The following is a 16,526-nucleotide window of genomic DNA, read 5'->3' on the forward strand; positions in this document are numbered from 1 at the left end:
GCCGCCGTTCCGGGGCGCCGGGCCTGGCAGGCCTAGGGGTGTTAGGGGTTCATTCCTGCTGCGGATTCAGCTGCTGGGAACTTTCCACGCCAAGTGCCAGGCGCAGGCGGGCCAGCAGGTCCGACCGGTTCTCCGCGCCGAGCCGGCGCCTGATCCGGGCGATGTGGTGCTCCGCCGTCCTGGGCGAAATGTAAATGGCCTCGCCGATTTCCCGGTAGGTTTTGCCCTCAAGCACCAGCCTGGCAACTTCCTTTTCGCGCTCGCTGAGGCCGGATGCGTCCGGCTGCGCGCCTTTGCCCACGCCGTCGGCACCGCTGCCTGCCTGCGCGTCGGCGCCCCCGGATGCTCCTGTGCTTCCCTGCGGATGCAGGTCCCGCGCGCAGGAGAGCAGGCGCATCATGTCCCGCCGTTCCTCTGCGCGGGCGGCTGCGTGTCCGGCCAGCCTGGCGCCCTCCCACGGCATTCCCACAGCTCCCAGCAGCCGGGCCGCGCCCTCCACCTCGGAAGTACGGAAACGGCCGGCCAGCACCGATACCCAGGCTTTGCCCGCCGTCGCCAGGACGGCGGCCAGCTGGCTGTGGGCCGAGGCCCTTGCCAGTGCCGTGGCGTGGGGGGCAAGATCGGCGGGGCTCTCATTGAGCAGCGCAGCCTGGACGGCGGCCCAGTGAAGGGGAACAGCCCACAACGCAGGTCCGCCCAGGCGCCCCAGCAGCTTCCACGCGTCGTCCAGGTACTGCGCCACGCGGCGCGTCTCCCGCAGGCGGGCAGCGGCAATCAGCAGCTCCCCCCACGGCAGGAGGTTGTAGAGGTCCACCGACGTGTGCAGCATTGCCTCCCGTGCCCGCTCCCACGCCCTGAGCAGCTCCGGTACGTCTCCGTTGCGGCGGGCAAGTCCCACCTCCAGGGCGGCGGACATGAACTCGTCGCGCGGGACCAGCGGCCAGTGGTTGGCCTTGGCTGCTTCCGCTGCGGCAAACCGTGCGTCCTCGAGTTTGTCCTGCATCATGGCTGCCCAGGCCTGGAGCAGCAAAAGCCTGGGCTGCGCGGCATTGCCACCTTGCCCGGCCACCACCGCGGCCCGGCAGACTGTTTCCGCCAGGTGCGGCTCGCCGCTGTGCAAGGCCAGGAGGGCTGCCAGGGCGGCCGGCGTTTCCGGCAGCGGCAGGGCCATGCCCGCCGAGTTCAACATGTCTGATGCGTGGATCAGGATGGAGATGCCCTGCTGCGGCTTTTCACCCAGAGATGCGAAGACTCCCTGGCCGGTCTGCACCAGGGCAGCCGCGAGGAGGGTCGGGGACGACGCCGGAGCGTCCGGCTGGAAGAAGGCTTCGGCACCTGCCCGGTCTCCCGCACCGATCATGGCGACGGCGGCAAGGGGCGCCGAGGCACCTACGCGGCCTGGCCCCAACCAGTTGTAGACGTCGGCTGCGCGTGCCAGCATTCCCCGCTGCGCCCACACAGAGGCCGCTACGTCCGCGCCGCGACGCACGTCCGGCGGGTCCGCGCTGACCAGGAGCGCGTCGATGATGCGGGCGGCAGTATCCAGTTCACCGTCGCCGGCCGCGGCCTGCGCGCGCCGGGCCGCCGTTGCCAGCGTGTCGGCACCTGCAAGGAGCGCCTCCTCGTAGAGCTGGGAGGCGAGCCTGGGGTCGCTTTCCAGCGCAGCGTTGGCCGCTTGCTCAAGTTCCGCTGCAACCCTGGAATCGGCGAGTCCGCCCCTGGCGAGGTCGCGCGCCAGGTTGCCAAGCGGTTGCCCGGTGGACGCGAAAACGCTCACGAGCTCCCGCTGGAGCGCGTGCACCTTGGCTGTTGGAGTGGCGGTCAACAGGGCGTGCTGGGCAGTCCCCACCACGGTGCCATCCGGCCTCAGCAGGCCCGCGGCCTCTGCCCTGTCGACTAAGGAGTCCAGGTTCTCCACGGTCCCGCTGATGAATTTCTGCTGGAGGTCTGCCGGGAGCGGTCCGGGCAAGGCGAAGCCCACCGACAGTGCCAGCAGCAGCTCACGTACTGCCGCGTTGGCGCCCTTCAACTGCTTGGCCATCAGCTCCGCTGAATGGGGCGGCGGCGGGTGCCCCTGGTGGTCCGGAGACGTGTGCAGGGGTACGGGGCGTTCCGCCCGCTGCAGGTGCGCATCCATCTCAGGCCGCCGGAGCTGTGGTCGTGGCCGTGGCGACGGCAGTCTCAGTGGAGGCAGTGGTGGTCTCCTCGGGCGTAGGTGCAGGCGCAACGGCAGGTGTGGGCGTCAGCTCGGTGGCCGTTGGCGTGACGAGCGCATCGCCAGTGGGGCCGGCGGCTGACATTGTTGCAGGCGTCATGCTGGGAGACGCGCTCTCGCTGGTCGGCGTCGCGGTGCCTGTGTCCGTGGGAGCTGGACCGGAATTGAGCGTGGGACTAAGCGTGGGACTACTTGTCACCCCTGGTGATGTGCCGGGCGAGGCCGTGCCGGACGATGACGGGGCAGGCGATGTGGGCGGGGACGTTATGGTCCCGGGTGCAGTAGTGGCAGGGGACGTGGGGACGGAGGTTGCAGGACTGGTCGGGAGAGGCTGCGAGAGGTCGGTAGGGCTTGCGGTGACAGTGGCAATGGAATCCGGAATGATGCCGGTGCCGGCCGCACCGGAGCCGGACAGCGTAGTCAGGGGAGCTCCCGCAGCGGGTCCACCGGCCTTCGCCCCACCGGGGGCGTTCCCGTCGCCGCTGCTCGCCGGCTTTCCGGCGGGCGGTGCGTAGGCAGCGGGTCCGGGCTCCTGGCTGAGCGGCTTCGTGGCGCTGGCTTCAACGCCCGCAAGGGGCTGGGGAACGGCAACCACTGCTGCTCCCCCTGGATCGGGCACTTCAGTTGTCCCTCCCCCGGTGGATCCACCCGTGGTGCTGGCCCCTGCCTGCGGCACGAACATCGCGGTCAGGCTCCCGAAGCCATCCGGACTTTGGGCGGCAGTGGCGGTAAGGACCGTAAGGACGGCAGCGGCCGCGGCGACGGCCGTGACCCGGACCGTGGGTTTCGGGGCGTGCGCGCCCCCTTTCCCGTGCAGCGCACTGCGGGAGGGCGCGGCAATGGCTCCTCCCGCCGTCGAATATTTACGCGACCAGCTGGGCCGTCCGGGGTGGCCCGTTCCAGGTGGCGCGCCGGAAGGTACGACGGCGGCACGCGCCTCGTCAGCCTCCGCTCCGCTTGATCCCGGCCCGGCCAGAGCCGCTTCAGCTTCGACCGCCTCAGCTTCCGCCGACGCCGCTGCCTTTGCCGCAGCGCTGTGGGCCAGGAGCGCCGCCACGGCGGCACCGAGGCAGATGGAGGACTTGGGGTCGGCGTCCACCGCAATGGGCCGGCCCAGCTGCTCGGACACCAGCTGTGCCACCAAGGGGATTCGGGACGATCCCCCAATCAGCAGCACCGTGGACAGGTCTTCCGGCTCAAGGTGCAGTTGGGCCAGGGAGTGTTCCAGTGCCGCCACCGTTTCCCGCACGGGCTCTTCGATCAGCGCTTCGAACTCGGAACGGACCAGGCGGACCTGCTGCTGGACGCCCGGCAGGAGTACCGGGATGCTTGCCTCGCTGTCAGCGGACAGGGCTTCCTTGGCCTCCACGCATTCGCGCCGTAACCGCGTCAGGGCGCCAAGCACCACGGGGTCGGTGGCGTCGAGGCTTTCCAGTGCATTCCCGCTGTGGCCTGCCACGTAGCGGAAGACCGCAGCGTCAAAGTCGGCGCCGCCCAGGTCTTCGATTCCCTCCGGGCGTCCCACGAGTTCAAAGCGGCTGCTGCCGGACTTCCGCAGGACAGCGGTATCGAAGGTGCCGCCACCGAGGTCGTAAACGGCGATGGTGCTGCCTTCCTCCACCCGCACCTGCGACGCGTAGTGCAGGGCCGCGGCCTCCGGTTCGGGGAGGAGTGTCACGTTCTCCAGGCCGTGGGAACTGAGGGCGTCCCGCACCACGGACAGGCGGTGGCTGCCCCAGGCTGCAGGGTGGGTCAGGAAGAAGGCCGACGCCGGGCCCCCTTCACGTTCGGCGGCGCGGTCTGCCACCCACCGGGCCATGGTGGCGAAGACGTCCTCAGGCTGCAGCGCCAGGCTGCCCAGGATGATGGGTACGTCGTCGCCAATCCGGCGCTTGAATTCCCGGACCACTCGCTCCGGTGTGTCCAGCCCGCGGCGTTCGGCGGCCTCGCCCACCAGGACAGTGCCTTCCTCCGGGTAGTACAGCACGGAGGGGACGGACGCTCCACGGGCGCCGAGGGGAAGGCACTCGGGCACGGGGGAAGCACCTTGGTGAAAGCGTACAACCGCGGCTGCCGTGAAACTCGTCCCGACGTCTACGGCGAGGGCGTAGCTCATGGTGACCTCGAAAGGCTGGTGGTCCACATGCAAGCTTCATCACAGTGAACAGTCACCAAATTAGCATTCCCAGGGACCGGGGAACACCCCTGTTGCTACAACGAATGGTGATACGGCAGGTGGCTGCCGTATCACCGATCGATTTCGGGCCTTAAGACCCGTAAAACCAGCGGGTCTTAAGGCGCAGCTTAGAGGCCCGAGTAGGAGTGGAGCCCGTTGAACAACGTGTTCACGATGGTGAAGTTGAAGATCACGCAGAGGTAGCCCACGATCGACAGCCATGCGGCGCGGGTTCCGGTCCAGCCGCGGGTGGCACGGGCGTGCAGGTAGCCGGCGTAGACGACCCAAATGACGAAGGTCCACACTTCCTTGGTGTCCCAGCCCCAGAACCGGCCCCAAGCCTTCTCGGCCCAGATGGCACCGAACATCAGCGTGAAGGTCCAGCCGATGAAAGCGATGGCGTTGATGCGGTAGGACAGGTTCTCCAGGCTCAGCGCTGAGGGCACCAGGCGCATGAAACCGAGCTTGTCGGTGCCGTCCGCGGCCACGGTCTTCTGCCGGTGGGACTGCACCAGCTGCAGGGCGGACATGGCGAAAGTCAGGGTGAACAGTGCCGAGGAAAGCACCGCGATGGAGACGTGGATGACCAGCCAGTAGCTCTGCAGGGCGGGAACCAGGTGACCCACGGGGGTCCAGAAAGCCACAGAGGCCGCCACCAGCATGATGATCACCAGGCCCACCACGAAGGTGCCCAGGAAGCGGAGGTCGCGGCGGATCAGCGAGAGAAGGAACACGGCTGCCACGAGGAATGCGCCGGTGGTGAGGAATTCGTACATGTTGCCCCACGGCACGCGGCCCGCGCCCAGTGCCCGGGTGACCACGCCGGCCCCGTGGATGACGGCGGCGAGGATGGTCAGGGCTACGGCCACCCGCGCCGGGACCCGGCGCTCCGCGGCGTACTTCATGTCGCCGTCGGCCGTTACGACACTGCCAGTTCCTGCTCCGCCGGCCTTGGCGGACGACGACGGGCGCTCGGCCCGGTCGGCAGGCCCGTCCAGGCGGGCCCCGGCAGAACCTGCACCCACTCCTGCCGCTACGGGAACCTTGGCGGCAGTGCCGGCCTGGGCGGCCTTGAGGTCCACCGCGCGCAGCGCCTTGCTGCTCTTGGCCAGGTCCCAGGCGAAGGCGATGAAGGCCACCGTGTAGGTACCCGCCGCCAGCAGCATGAAGAGTTCGCTGTACTGGCCCATGGTTTCGTTGATTCCAAATGGCATTACTGGTCCTTTTCGGGCCCGGTGGGGCCTGCTGGGGTGGTGACGGAGCCGGCGCCAGTTTCAGCGGAGCCTGCCGCGTTATCGACGGAGCCTGCGACATTATCGCCTGCCCGGCTGGGAGTTTGCTGGGACGGAGCGGCGTCTTTGGACACAGCACCTTCAGAGTCAGTGCCTTCAGGCAGCTGCCACTCTGCGGTGAACAGCTTCCGGAGTGCCGCCGCCTCGCCGGCCAGGCGGTGGTCCTCGCCGCGGGCCAGGAGCCCGTACTCCACCATGGTGCGGCCGTCAGCGGCTGTGCCCGTGCGGACCCAGACGCGGCGGCGGTTGACGTAGAGCGACAGGATCAGGCCGGCCACGGCCAGGAGGGCGAACACCAGGGCGGAGAGCTGTCCCGGGTTGTGGTGGATGTCCACGCCGATGTAGCGCTTCACGCCATCGAAGCTGATGGTGCCCTTGCCGTCCGGCAGGGTGTAGGTGGAGCCGGGGGCCAGCGTGATGCCGCCTGCCGCCAGGTTCCTGGCGTTCAGTGGCGTCAGGTTCTTGACATCCAGCTCGAAGACGTTTTGCGGCGCACCCGTGTTCAAGCCAAGGTCGCCGTAGTACGAGTTCAGGGTCAGCTGCGGGTTGAACAGCTCGGGATCGGCGCTGAACGAAATATTCTTGTCCGTGACGAACGCCGTGGGGAGGAAGAAGCCCACGAACCCGAGCTGGTCCGGCTTGGCGTCGGGGACCTTGATCACCACGGAGGAGTAGTAGTTCTCGCCCTGCAGCTTGGCCACCACCGGGCCCTGCATGGCGACGTTGCCCGCCCCGTCACGGACTGTCACCACCGGCGCATAGCCGTTGCCGGTCAGGTAGATGCTGGTGCCGCCCAGGCTCAGGGGGTCGTTGACCTTCAGGATTTCCTGCTTCGGCGGAGCCTCCGGATTCTCCTTGGTGGTGACAGTGGCGGCAAAGTCGATGGGCTGGCCGAACTTGCCCTTCGATTCGCGGTCGAAGGTGATGTTGAACTTGTCCAACTGGAGCGAGTACGGCTGCAGCTGGCTGGACTGGAAGTTGGTGCCGGGGTTGAACTGGTCGTAGCCCACCAGCGTGTTCACGAACGTGTCGCCCTCCACCAGGATCCGCTGGCCGCTGTAGCCGAAGAGGCCACCGGCGGCCACGGACACCAGCACGCCGATGAGCGAGGTGTGGAACACCAGGTTGCCCACTTCCTTCATGAAGCCGCGCTCGGCACCCAAAGACGGAAGGGCGCCGTCGGCATCCCTGACCTCCACCCGGTAGCCGCGCTTCCGCAGCAACCCAGCCGCACCGTTGATGGCGTCCGACGCCGGGATTCCGGCGCCCGAGGGAATCACCAACGTGCCGTATTCCGGCAGCCGGGACAGGCGCTGCGGGGTACGCGGCGGCTGGGAGCGCATGGCCTTGTAATGGGCGATGGCCCGCGGCACCACGCAGCCGATCAGCGAGATGAACAGCAGCAGGTAGATCGCGGAGAACCATACGGAGGAGTAGACGTCGTAGAGCTGCAGGGAGTCCAGCAGCTTGCCGTACTCCGGATGGTCCTTGATGTACTGGGTCACCGTGGCCGGGTTGGCGGGCCGCTGCGGGAACAGCGACCCGGGGACGGCGGCGACGGCGAGGAGCAGCAGGAGGAACAGTGCAGTCCGCATGCTGGTCAGCTGGGTCCAGGCCCACCGGAGCATGCCCCTGGGTCCCAGCGCCGGGAGGGCGGCCTGGGCCTTCGCCTCGGCAACAGGGGCGGATTGCTTCTTTTTTACCTTCACACGCTCGCTCATCAGATCGGCAACTTCACGTCGGTTTGGAACCAGTACTGCAGCCCGGTCACCCAGGCACCCCACACGCCGGTGGCCATCAGCAGCCCCAGGACCACCAGGATTCCGCCACCGGTCCGCTGGATGGCCAGGCGGTGCTTGCGGAAGAACGCCATCACGCCCATCCCCCGGCGCAGGGCCAGTGCGATTAGCAGGAACGGAATGCCCAGCCCCAGGCTGTACACGAATGCCAGGAAAGCGCCCTTGGCGGCTGAGGACCCGCCGGAGAGGCTCAGCAGCTGCACGGCCGAGTAGGTGGGGCCGATGCACGGCGCCCAGCCCAGCCCGAAGGTCAGGCCCAGCAGCGGGGCACCCCAGAGACCGGCGGGCGGCTTGGCATGGATTTTTGCGTCCCGCTGGAGCCAGCTGAAGCCGCCCATGAACACGATGCCCATAATGATCACCAGGATGCCCAGAAGCTGGGTGATCCAGGCGTTCTGGCTGCCGGTGATGAGCGTGCCCAGCTGGCCGAACGCGCCGCCCAGCAGGACGAAGATCACCGAGAAGCCCAGGACGAACAATCCGATGCCTGCCAGCATGCGGCCCCGCTTTTGCTTTTCCAGGTCCACGCCGCTCAGGCCGGTCACGTATCCCAGATAACCGGGTACCAGCGGGAGGACGCAGGGCGAAAGGAAGGAGACCAGCCCGGCGAGCAGTGCCACCGGGATGGCCAGCAGGATGGAGCCGCTGAGGATGGCTTCGGCGAAGGGGCTGTTCACGGTCCCGGCCTGTTCCTATTCCGCCACTGCGGCGGTGATGAGGGCCTTTAGGGTGCCCTTCTCGATTTCGCCGAGGACGCGGGAGGCCACCCGCCCCTGCTTGTCCAGGACCAGGGTGGTGGGCACGGCGCCGGGCGGCACCAGGCCGGAGACGGACAGCAGGACGGCGCCGTCCTTGTCGTCAAAGCTGGGGTAGGTCAGGTTGAAGGTCTTTTCGAACGCCTCCGCCGTTGGCTTCTCATCCCGGAGGTTGACGCCGAAGAACTGGACACCCTGGTCCTTGAACTCCTGGTGCAGGGCTTCAAGGAGCGGCGCTTCCACGCGGCAGGGGGCGCACGCTGCGAACCAGAAGTTCAGGACGCTCACCTTGCCCTGGAAGTCGGCCGGTGTGACGGCGGTGCCGTTGAAGAGGGCACCCTGGATCTGCACGGCTTCCTTGCGGTCCGCGGCGGCGAACTCGGTCACGGAGCCGTCACCGGCAACGTAGTTCTTGTTGTCCCCCGCCTTGGCCTGCTTGGCCAGGGCATCCTCCTGGGCACAGCCGGACAGGCCAAGGGTCAGCGCGGTCAGCGCCATGCCGCCGGCAGCGAGCAGGCTGCGGCGCGAGGGAAGGTTGCTGTTGCTCACTACTAGGCTCCAGGGGTGCTGGCGGCACCGGGAAGAAGGGATGCTGCGGGTTCGCTGTACTCAACCCGCAACAGCGAGCCGGCGTCGTCGAAGACCAGGGACGTAACGGAGGTCAGGGTGCACTCGCGCTTGCGGGGATCGTGCCACAAAGGCCGCCCTTCCGCGCTCAGCCGGGTGGCCCAGATGGGCAGCTGGTGGCTGACCAGGATGGCCTCAGGGCCTTCTGCGCCAAAATCGCCGGCCGCAAGTTCAATCGCCTTCCGGCGCGCGTCCTGCGCAGCCGCTGCCACCCGGGCCGCCTGCTGCTTGTACGGCTCACCCCAGGACGGGCGCAGCGGGTTGACCAGGTGCGGCCAGTGCCGTGGCCGGCGCAGTTCACCCTTGGTGACCTTCATGCCCTCGAAGTAGTTCTCCGCTTCGATGATCCGCTCGTCTGTGTGGATCTGCAGCTGCAGGGCTTCCGACGTCGGCCGTGCAGTTTCCTGCGCACGCTCGAGCGGAGAGGCGGCGAGGTAGGTGATGCGGGCCCCGTGCTCGGCGCGCTGCCGGAAGTGCTCCGCAAGCATCCGGGCCATCTCCTGCCCCAACTCGGAAAGGTGGAAATCCGGGAGCCGCCCATAGAGAACGCCGTCGGGATTATGGACCTCGCCGTGGCGGAGCAGATGGACAGTGGCTTGGGGCATGTTTACCAGTTTCTCAAAGATGGCGCGCGATCCGAAATCTTCTACGTTCAGTAGAACTGAAGTTTTTGAAGAAATGTTCCGAAGCCGGGAACAAAACATGCAAATGCATGTTTATACTGGATGCAGCAAGTTAGTTGAGACTTCAACTTATGAAGCTTCAACAGCAGGATCACCACAGACACAGCTATACAAGGAGCAACATCATGGCACTTCCCGCAGACGTCACCACCGGCACCTGGACCCTGGACAACTCCCACAGCGAGATTGGCTTCACCGTCCGCCACGCCGGCATCAGCAAGGTCCGCGGCCAGTTCACCGAAGCCGCCGCCACCCTGGACCTGGCCGAGGACGTGGTCGATTCCAAGATCAACGCCACCATCAAGACCGCCAGCTTTGACTCCGGCGACGCCAACCGCGACGGCCACGTCAAGGGCGGGGATTTCTTCGACGTGGAGAAGTTCCCCGAGATCTCCTTCGTCTCCAACGGCCTCGTGGCCAAGGGCAACAGCTACGAACTCACCGGCGACCTGACCATCAAGGGTGTTACCCGTCCCGTCACCTTGGAAACCGAGTTCAACGGCGTGGCCGTGGACCCGTTCGGCAACACCCGCGCCGGCGTCTCCGCCGAGACCACCATCAGCCGCAAGGACTTCGGCCTGACCTGGAACGCCGTCCTGGAAACCGGCGGCGTGCTGGTCAGCGACAAGGTTGCCATCAACCTGGAACTCGCCTTCATCGCTCCCGCAGCCTAATTCCCCTTCACGGCACCCCGGCCCGCCTGCACGGCATGGCCGGGGTGCCGTGTTTAACCTGCAAACGCGGTGCATCAACACCTCCCGAATGATCCACAACGCCGCCCGCCGGGGGTACGGTGGACTTAAGCCATGCTGGGGGGAAGGCTGAGGACCGATTCCCGGCAGCCTAACTGGATCCCGACCCTGCAGAAGGAACGCCCATGAGTACTCCTCCCGTCCCGCCTCCCGGGTCCGAAGACCCGCGAACCAGCCCCGGACAATCCGGCAACGACCAGTCCGGAGCCCAGCCGCGCTACGGCCAGAACGCTCCGCAGTACGGCCAAAACGCTCCGCAGTACGGCTCGCAGCCGCCGGCAGCACCGCAGTACGGCCAAAATGCACCCCAGTACGGCCAGAATGCACCGCAGTATGGGTCGCAGGCTCCCGGCTACGGCCAGTCCCAGTTCGGCCAGTCGCCGTATGGAAAGTCCCCTTACGGCCAGTACCCCTCGGAGCAGCCGCAGCCCGCCGGAAGCAACGGCATCCCCCAGCTGGTGAACATCTCCTTCTGGCTGCTGATTGCGTCGGCCGCCATTTTCGTCATCGGCATGCTCCTGGGCCTCACCCAGCTGGACGACCCCCAGTTCCGGCAGCTCTTTGAACAGCAGATGCAGTCGAGCGGAACAGACATCAGCTACGACAGCATCAAGAGCGTCATCGCCGGCACGCTGGTGGTCTTTGCCATCATCGGCGCCGCGCTCTACCTGCTGGTGGCCTTCTTCATCCGCAAAGGCAAGAACTGGGCCCGCATCCTGGGAACAGTCTTTGCAGCGCTGTCCATTTTCGGCCTGTTCGGGGTCCCCTCCCTCGGAACGCTTGGAACCGTCCTGGGCATCGTAGCCATCGTGCTGCTTTACCTGCCTGCAGCTGCCCCGTACTTCCGGAAGCAGCAGCCCTTCGCCAACCCATACTCGGGTGGGTTCGGCAACCCTTACGGGCGGTAACCCAGCACGTCTGCTGGCAAACAGGCGGCCCGGGACGCAGCAATGCGTCCCGGGCCGCCTGCGTTAAGCCAGCGCTAGGCTGTCTGTCCGGGTGTCTGGGCCCGCTGCGCGTGGTAGGCCAGGATCTGGAGTTCGGTGGCCATGTCCACCTTGCGGAGGTTGACGCCGTCGGGAACCTGCAGCATCACCGGGGCGAAGCTCAGGACGCTGTGGACGCCCGCCGCCACCACCCGGTCGCAGACGTCCTGGGCCACGGCGGCCGGCAGCGCCAGCACCACCATGTTGGCCCCGGTGCGGTGCAGGACTGTTTCGAGGTCCGCGACGTCGCTGACCCGCAGCCATCCCACCTCGCTGCCCACCACCATCTGGTCGGCGTCGAAAATGGCCACGACGTCGAACCCGCGGGACTCGAAGCCGCCGTACCGCGCCAGCGCCTTGCCGAGGTTGCCGGCACCGACGATAGCCACTTTCCAGTCGTGCGTCAGTCCAAGCGCTGCCGCGATATGACGGCTGAGGTACTGCACCTCGTAGCCAACACCCCTGGTTCCGTACGATCCCACATAGGACAGGTCCTTGCGCAGGGTTGAGGAACTGACCCCTGAGGCTTCAGCCAGCGATTCGGAGGAGACGCGCTCCACGCCCTCAGCCAGCAGGGTGTTCAGGGCGCGGAGGTAGAGGGTCAGCCGGGCTACGGCTGCGGGCGGTATCTGCTTGGGCGGCGTGCCCGTCGCAGCTGGAAGGTCGGGAAGCGGCTGCGGCGTGGAATCCAGGGAGGTCACCGGCACTCCCCCTACTGGGCCATGGCGCGCTGCAGCACGCGTTCCAGCCGGGTTTCGTCGATTTTCCAGAAGTCGCGCTGTACGCCGTCCACCAGCACCACCGGGATTTCCTCGGCGTAGCGCTCCCGCAGCTCGGGCTGGTTGTCCACCAACTCTTCGCTCCAGGTAAGGCCCAATGAGGCAGTGACCCGGCTGACGGCGTCGCGCGCGTCTTCGCAAAGGTGGCAGTCAGCTTTGGTGACCAGGACGACGCGGGGTGTAGCCATGGCTTAACGGTATCGCCGTTCGCGTACTGCCGGTGACGCCGACGGCGGCAGGCCAGCGGATTGACTAGACTCAACACCATGCCCGAGGAGAAATACGTCGCCGTAGTCACGCGCCCGGTTGCCGAGCCGCAGCCGGGCGAAGCGGCGTTTTTCGACGTGGACAACACCTTGATGCGCGGAGCCAGCCTCTTCCATGTGGCACGCAAGATGCACCAGCGCGGAGCCTTTACCCTGGCCCAGGCCGCCGGCTTCGCATGGAAGCAGTTCAAGTTCGTGGCCCGCGGGGAGAACATCGATGACGTCCATGCCGTGCGGGATTCGGCCCTGACGCTGGCCGCCGGGATCACCGTTGACGACATCAAGGCCCTGGGTGAAGAAGTCTACGACGAGATGATCGCCTCGCGGATCTGGCCGGGCGCCAAGGCACTGGCGGAGCAGCACCTCAGGGTGGGCCGCCGCGTCTGGCTGGTAACGGCCACGCCCATTGAGGTGGCCACCGTGATCTCCACCCGCCTGGGACTGACCGGAGCCCTGGGGACGGTGGGCGAAGTGTCGGACGGCATGTACACCGGCCGCCTGGTGGGAGACATCCTGCACGGCTCGGCGAAGGCCGTAGCCGTCCAGGCCATCGCCGACGAGGAGGGCCTGGAGCTCAAGCGCTGCTGGGCCTACAGCGACTCCTACAACGACGTCCCGCTGCTGTCGCTGGTGGGGCACCCCGTGGCCATCAACCCGGACGCCAAGCTGCGCCGCCACGCGCGGGACCGGAACTGGCCGGTCTACGACTTCCGCGCCGGCCGCCGCGCTGCCACGTTCGGCCTCAAGGCAGCCACTTTTGGCGGTGCGATTTACGGCCTCTGGAAGGGCTTCGCCCGGATGCGCGGCCCGCGGGCGTAGCCCGGTAACAAACAAAATGCCCGCCGCCTCGGAAGGCGACGGGCATTTGCACGCTGTTGGAAGTATTTCTACTTCTTGTTGCGGCGCTGGTGACGGGTCTTGCGAAGCAACTTGCGGTGCTTCTTCTTGGCCATACGCTTGCGACGCTTCTTAATAACTGAACCCACGAAAGTTCCTTACAAACTAGATGCAGTACCTGTCTGATGGAGAAGGTCCGCGGACATAGCTACGAACTGAACAACTGACAGATTCTTACAATGACGTAAAACGTTCCTTAACAGGGTACCGCCTATTGGGAGCGGCTCAGGACAGGCTGCCTCAGGCCGTCTCGGTGTGACCGTCCACGACAGCACCCTTAAGGTACTGTTCAACGGCGTTTTCGGGGACCCGGTAGGAGCGGCCGAAGCGCACTGCCGGCATTTCGCCCGAGTGCACCAGCCGGTAGACAGTCATTTTGGAGACGCGCATGACCTCGGCCACTTCAGCCACGGTCAGGAACTTCGCGTTGGAGAAGTTCTGTTCTGCCGACATTTCCCTATTTTCCTTTGCTGACGGATGGACAACAGTGACCCCAGGTACGTGCCAATGCGGTGTTCCGATGCTGAGCCATCCACCAACCACCTAAGTAGATACTCTAGATGTTCCTGTGGCAGATGTGAAAGTGGCGGGCCCCCTATTTCATCCCCTAATTCGACCCCCGGCGCTTCCGTGCCGATGCCGCCAGCTGCTCCAGGACAGACGCGGAGACATCCCAGTCCATACAGGCATCCGTGACGCTTTGGCCGTAGACCAGTTCAGCGCGCCCTGCTGCATGGTCCGCGACGTCCAGGTTCTGCGCCCCGCCCACCAGGAAGCTTTCCAGCATGACGCCGGCCACCGCGCGCGCTGCGGTCCCGCCGTCTTCCAACTGGGCGCCGATCTCCAATGCCACCTCGGCCTGCCGGTGGTGGCTCTTGCCGCTGTTGGCGTGGCTGGCGTCGACGATAAGGCGGGGATTCAGTCCCTTGCCCCCCAGTTCGTTGGAGGCGCGTTCGACGTCGGCCGCTGAGTAGTTGGGCCCCTTGCGGCCGCCGCGGAGGATGACGTGGGTGTCGGGGTTTCCGGCCGTTGCCACCAGCGCGGCCCGGCCCTCGCCGTCGATCCCCAGGAACGCCTGGGCCGCCGCCGCTGCCCCGCAGGCGTCGATGGCCACCTGCAGGCCGCCGTCGGTCCCGTTCTTGAAGCCGATGGGCATGGACAATCCGGAGGCAAGCTGCCGGTGGATCTGGCTTTCGGTGGTGCGGGCACCGATGGCACCCCACGAGATGAGGTCGGCCATGTACTGCGGGCTGATCGGTTCCAGGAATTCGGTGGCGGTGGGAAGGCCCAGCGCAGTGACCTGCTGCAGGAACTGCCGGGCCGTGCGGAGGCCGGTAACCATGTCGTGGCTGCCATCCAGCCGTGGATCGTTAATCAGGCCCTTCCAACCCACGGTGGTGCGCGGCTTTTCGAAGTAGGTCCGCATGACGATCAGCAGGTCTTCCTTGTGCTTTTCGGCCTGGCTGACCAGCCGGCGGGCGTACTCCAGCCCCGCCTTGGGGTCATGGATAGAACAGGGGCCAACAATGACCAGCAGGCGGTCGTCCACGCCGTCCATGATGGCGCGCACCTCGTCCCGTCCGCGTTCGACGACGGCAGCGGCCCGGGCGTCCAGCGGCAGTTCGGCGAGGAGTTCGGAGGGGGTGGGCAGCGGGGTGAATTCGCTGACGCGCAGGTTCGAGGTGGACTTGGTCTCGGTGGCGGGGGCTGCTGCTGTTGCGGTGCTCATGTTCGGGGTCCTGTTCCAGATGGGAAGCGGGCCCGGATTTCAGAACCCGCCGGAGAAACGGCGAAGGGCAGAGAATGATCTCTGCCCTGTTGGCTCTGAAGGAATGCTGGATGCGTGTCAGTTAGACGCGGGCCCCTCCAGAGCCAACGAAAAATACGCATACCAACGGTTAGTCATGGAAGAGACCATAAACCCGGGTGCACGCAGCCGCAAAATCAGTGCGTCACATTCCCTTCATCGCGATTCCTGAAGGCCCGCCACCAGTTCGGCGTGCTTTTGGTCAGTGAGGCGGTACCAGGACATGATGACGACGGCGGCCAGCACCAGGGCGGCGGGCAACAGTCCGGCAGCGGCGCGGATGGCGGTAAGGGCCGGGGCCGCCTGCTCCTGGACTGACGAGGAGTAGCCGCCCCACGCGAGCGCGAAGGCCACCAATCCTCCGCCGAAACCCATGCCCAGCTTCCGGGTGGCAGCCAGGAGGGCGTAGTTGATGCCCTGGACCCTGACGCCGGTCTTCCATTCGCCGTATTCCACGGTGTCCGCGATTAGTGCCCACGTGAGGATGCTGATCGTTGCGGCTGAAAGCTGGGCCAGGACCATCCCGGCCACCGCCGCCCAGGGTGCTTCCACCGGCACCAGGAAAACCACCAGTCCGCCTGCGCCGCCGAGCAGGCAGCCGACGGTGAACACCGCCTTCTTGCCCCATTTGGCCACCGGACGGGGCATCAGCACGGCGAGTGCCAGGGTGATGACCACCTGTGTTAGGGCCATCAGGGGAAAGAGGTCCAGGCGGGACAGGACATCGCGCAGGTAGTAGAACTGGGCGGCCACGGTGGCGGAGTTGCCCGTCACCAGCAGCACGGAGGCAAGGCACAGGACCACCAGCGGCGAATTGACCCTGAGTGCTTCGATGGTCTGGCGCCAGGTGATTTTGGGGACGCTGCCGGCCACTCGTTCCCGGCAGGCGATCCCGGTGAACACATAGAGCCCGGAACCCAGAACCGCGAAGACCAGGGTCATCACGGTGAAGATCTGCTGGACGTCCCCTCCCACGCCCAGGAGCGGTGCCACGAAGAACCCCAGCGTCGCCCCCACGGAGAGACCGCCGATGGTCCGCGCCCCGGCAAGCCTGGCCCGGTCGCGGGGGTCCTGGGTCATGGCCCCCACCAGGCAGCCGTACGGGACGTTCACCAGGCTGTAGGCAAGGCAGACCAGGAAATAGGTGCAGTAGGCGTAGAGGAGTTTCAGTGATGGCTCGACGTCGGGCACGTGGAACACGGCTACGCCCAGCACCAGTGGTATGAACCCGAAGATCAGGAAAGGGCGGAACTTTCCCCACCGGGGGCTGTGGAAGCGGTCAACGATCCTGCCCGCGGCGATGTCCGTGAAGGCATTGAACACCCGCGCGACTACCAGCAGGGTGCCGGCAGCCGCCGCGCCGATCCCGGCCACATCCGTGTAGTAGACCAGCAGGAACATGTTGGCGGTGCTGATGATCATGCTGTTGGCCGCATCGCCGGCGCCATAGCCTACGATTGCGGCCCTGCTCAAAGGCTTCATTGCTCCCTGT

At 66.5% G+C, this 16,526-nt stretch carries 16 protein-coding genes; 3 read left to right on the forward strand and 13 right to left on the reverse strand.

Features of this window, described 5'->3' with window-relative positions; genetic code table 11:
- Window positions 1-49: 49 nt before the first annotated feature.
- From LFT44_RS16490 to LFT44_RS16520, 7 genes are all read right to left on the reverse strand, one after another.
- Complete coding sequence (locus LFT44_RS16490; protein WP_236799508.1) at window positions 50-2,137, reverse strand: LuxR C-terminal-related transcriptional regulator; 2,088 nt, start codon at window positions 2,135-2,137, stop codon at window positions 50-52.
- A 1-nt stretch (window position 2,138) separates the two neighbouring features.
- On the reverse strand, window positions 2,139-4,331 hold the full coding sequence (locus tag LFT44_RS16495) for an Hsp70 family protein (RefSeq protein WP_236802929.1): 2,193 nt from the start codon (window positions 4,329-4,331) through the stop codon (window positions 2,139-2,141).
- 188 nt (window positions 4,332-4,519) lie between these two features.
- On the reverse strand, window positions 4,520-5,605 hold the full coding sequence (gene ccsB, locus LFT44_RS16500) for a c-type cytochrome biogenesis protein CcsB (RefSeq protein WP_236799509.1): 1,086 nt from the start codon (window positions 5,603-5,605) through the stop codon (window positions 4,520-4,522).
- Window positions 5,605-7,404, reverse strand: a complete 1,800-nt coding sequence (gene resB, locus LFT44_RS16505; RefSeq protein WP_236799510.1) for a cytochrome c biogenesis protein ResB — start codon at window positions 7,402-7,404, stop codon at window positions 5,605-5,607. Before resB ends, ccsB begins: the two co-directional genes overlap by 1 nt.
- On the reverse strand, window positions 7,404-8,159 hold the full coding sequence (locus LFT44_RS16510) for a cytochrome c biogenesis CcdA family protein (RefSeq protein WP_236799511.1): 756 nt from the start codon (window positions 8,157-8,159) through the stop codon (window positions 7,404-7,406). The genes resB and LFT44_RS16510 overlap by 1 nt, the downstream gene beginning before the upstream one ends.
- A 15-nt stretch (window positions 8,160-8,174) precedes the next feature.
- Window positions 8,175-8,735: a TlpA family protein disulfide reductase gene (locus tag LFT44_RS16515; protein WP_236802930.1), complete on the reverse strand. Its 561-nt coding sequence runs from the start codon at window positions 8,733-8,735 to the stop codon at window positions 8,175-8,177.
- A gap of 53 nt (window positions 8,736-8,788) precedes the next feature.
- Window positions 8,789-9,469: a histidine phosphatase family protein gene (locus LFT44_RS16520; RefSeq protein WP_236799512.1), complete on the reverse strand. Its 681-nt coding sequence runs from the start codon at window positions 9,467-9,469 to the stop codon at window positions 8,789-8,791.
- A 203-nt stretch (window positions 9,470-9,672) separates the two neighbouring features.
- On the opposite strand from LFT44_RS16520, the gene LFT44_RS16525 reads away from it, so the two are divergent.
- Window positions 9,673-10,221, forward strand: coding sequence for a YceI family protein (locus LFT44_RS16525; protein WP_236799513.1), 549 nt, complete (start codon window positions 9,673-9,675; stop codon window positions 10,219-10,221).
- 203 nt (window positions 10,222-10,424) lie between these two features.
- Entirely contained in the window at window positions 10,425-11,207 is a 783-nt protein-coding gene (locus tag LFT44_RS16530) for a Yip1 family protein (RefSeq protein WP_236799514.1), read from the forward strand.
- Between the two features lie 74 nt (window positions 11,208-11,281).
- Here the strand turns inward: LFT44_RS16530 and LFT44_RS16535 are convergent, their stop codons facing one another.
- Both LFT44_RS16535 and LFT44_RS16540 read right to left on the reverse strand, forming a co-directional pair.
- Window positions 11,282-11,986 carry a redox-sensing transcriptional repressor Rex gene (locus LFT44_RS16535; protein ID WP_236799515.1) on the reverse strand — a complete coding sequence of 235 codons (705 nt, stop codon included), beginning with the start codon at window positions 11,984-11,986 and terminating at the stop codon, window positions 11,282-11,284.
- An 11-nt stretch (window positions 11,987-11,997) separates the two neighbouring features.
- Window positions 11,998-12,252, reverse strand: coding sequence for a glutaredoxin family protein (locus LFT44_RS16540; protein WP_142132722.1), 255 nt, complete (start codon window positions 12,250-12,252; stop codon window positions 11,998-12,000).
- A 78-nt stretch (window positions 12,253-12,330) separates the two neighbouring features.
- On the opposite strand from LFT44_RS16540, the gene LFT44_RS16545 reads away from it, so the two are divergent.
- Window positions 12,331-13,149, forward strand: coding sequence for an HAD family hydrolase (locus LFT44_RS16545; RefSeq protein ID WP_236799516.1), 819 nt, complete (start codon window positions 12,331-12,333; stop codon window positions 13,147-13,149).
- A 68-nt stretch (window positions 13,150-13,217) separates the two neighbouring features.
- Here LFT44_RS16545 and LFT44_RS16550 read toward each other — a convergent pair whose 3' ends face one another.
- The 4 genes from LFT44_RS16550 to LFT44_RS16565 all read right to left on the reverse strand — a co-directional run bounded on the left by LFT44_RS16550 (window position 13,218) and on the right by LFT44_RS16565 (window position 16,516).
- Window positions 13,218-13,316 (reverse strand): 30S ribosomal protein bS22, encoded by a 99-nt coding sequence (locus LFT44_RS16550; protein ID WP_003792170.1) that lies wholly within the window; start codon window positions 13,314-13,316, stop codon window positions 13,218-13,220.
- Between the two features lie 151 nt (window positions 13,317-13,467).
- A complete protein-coding gene (locus tag LFT44_RS16555; RefSeq protein ID WP_043452394.1) occupies window positions 13,468-13,680 on the reverse strand; it encodes a helix-turn-helix domain-containing protein in 213 nt (70 codons plus the stop codon).
- Window positions 13,681-13,834: 154 nt separating this feature from the next.
- Window positions 13,835-14,956: a 3-deoxy-7-phosphoheptulonate synthase gene (locus LFT44_RS16560; protein ID WP_236799517.1), complete on the reverse strand. Its 1,122-nt coding sequence runs from the start codon at window positions 14,954-14,956 to the stop codon at window positions 13,835-13,837.
- Window positions 14,957-15,190: 234 nt separating this feature from the next.
- A complete protein-coding gene (locus LFT44_RS16565; protein WP_236799518.1) occupies window positions 15,191-16,516 on the reverse strand; it encodes a glycoside-pentoside-hexuronide (GPH):cation symporter in 1,326 nt (441 codons plus the stop codon).
- Window positions 16,517-16,526: the final 10 nt, after the last annotated feature.

This window comes from Arthrobacter sp. FW306-05-C (assembly GCF_021801725.1).
GTDB lineage: Bacteria > Actinomycetota > Actinomycetes > Actinomycetales > Micrococcaceae > Arthrobacter.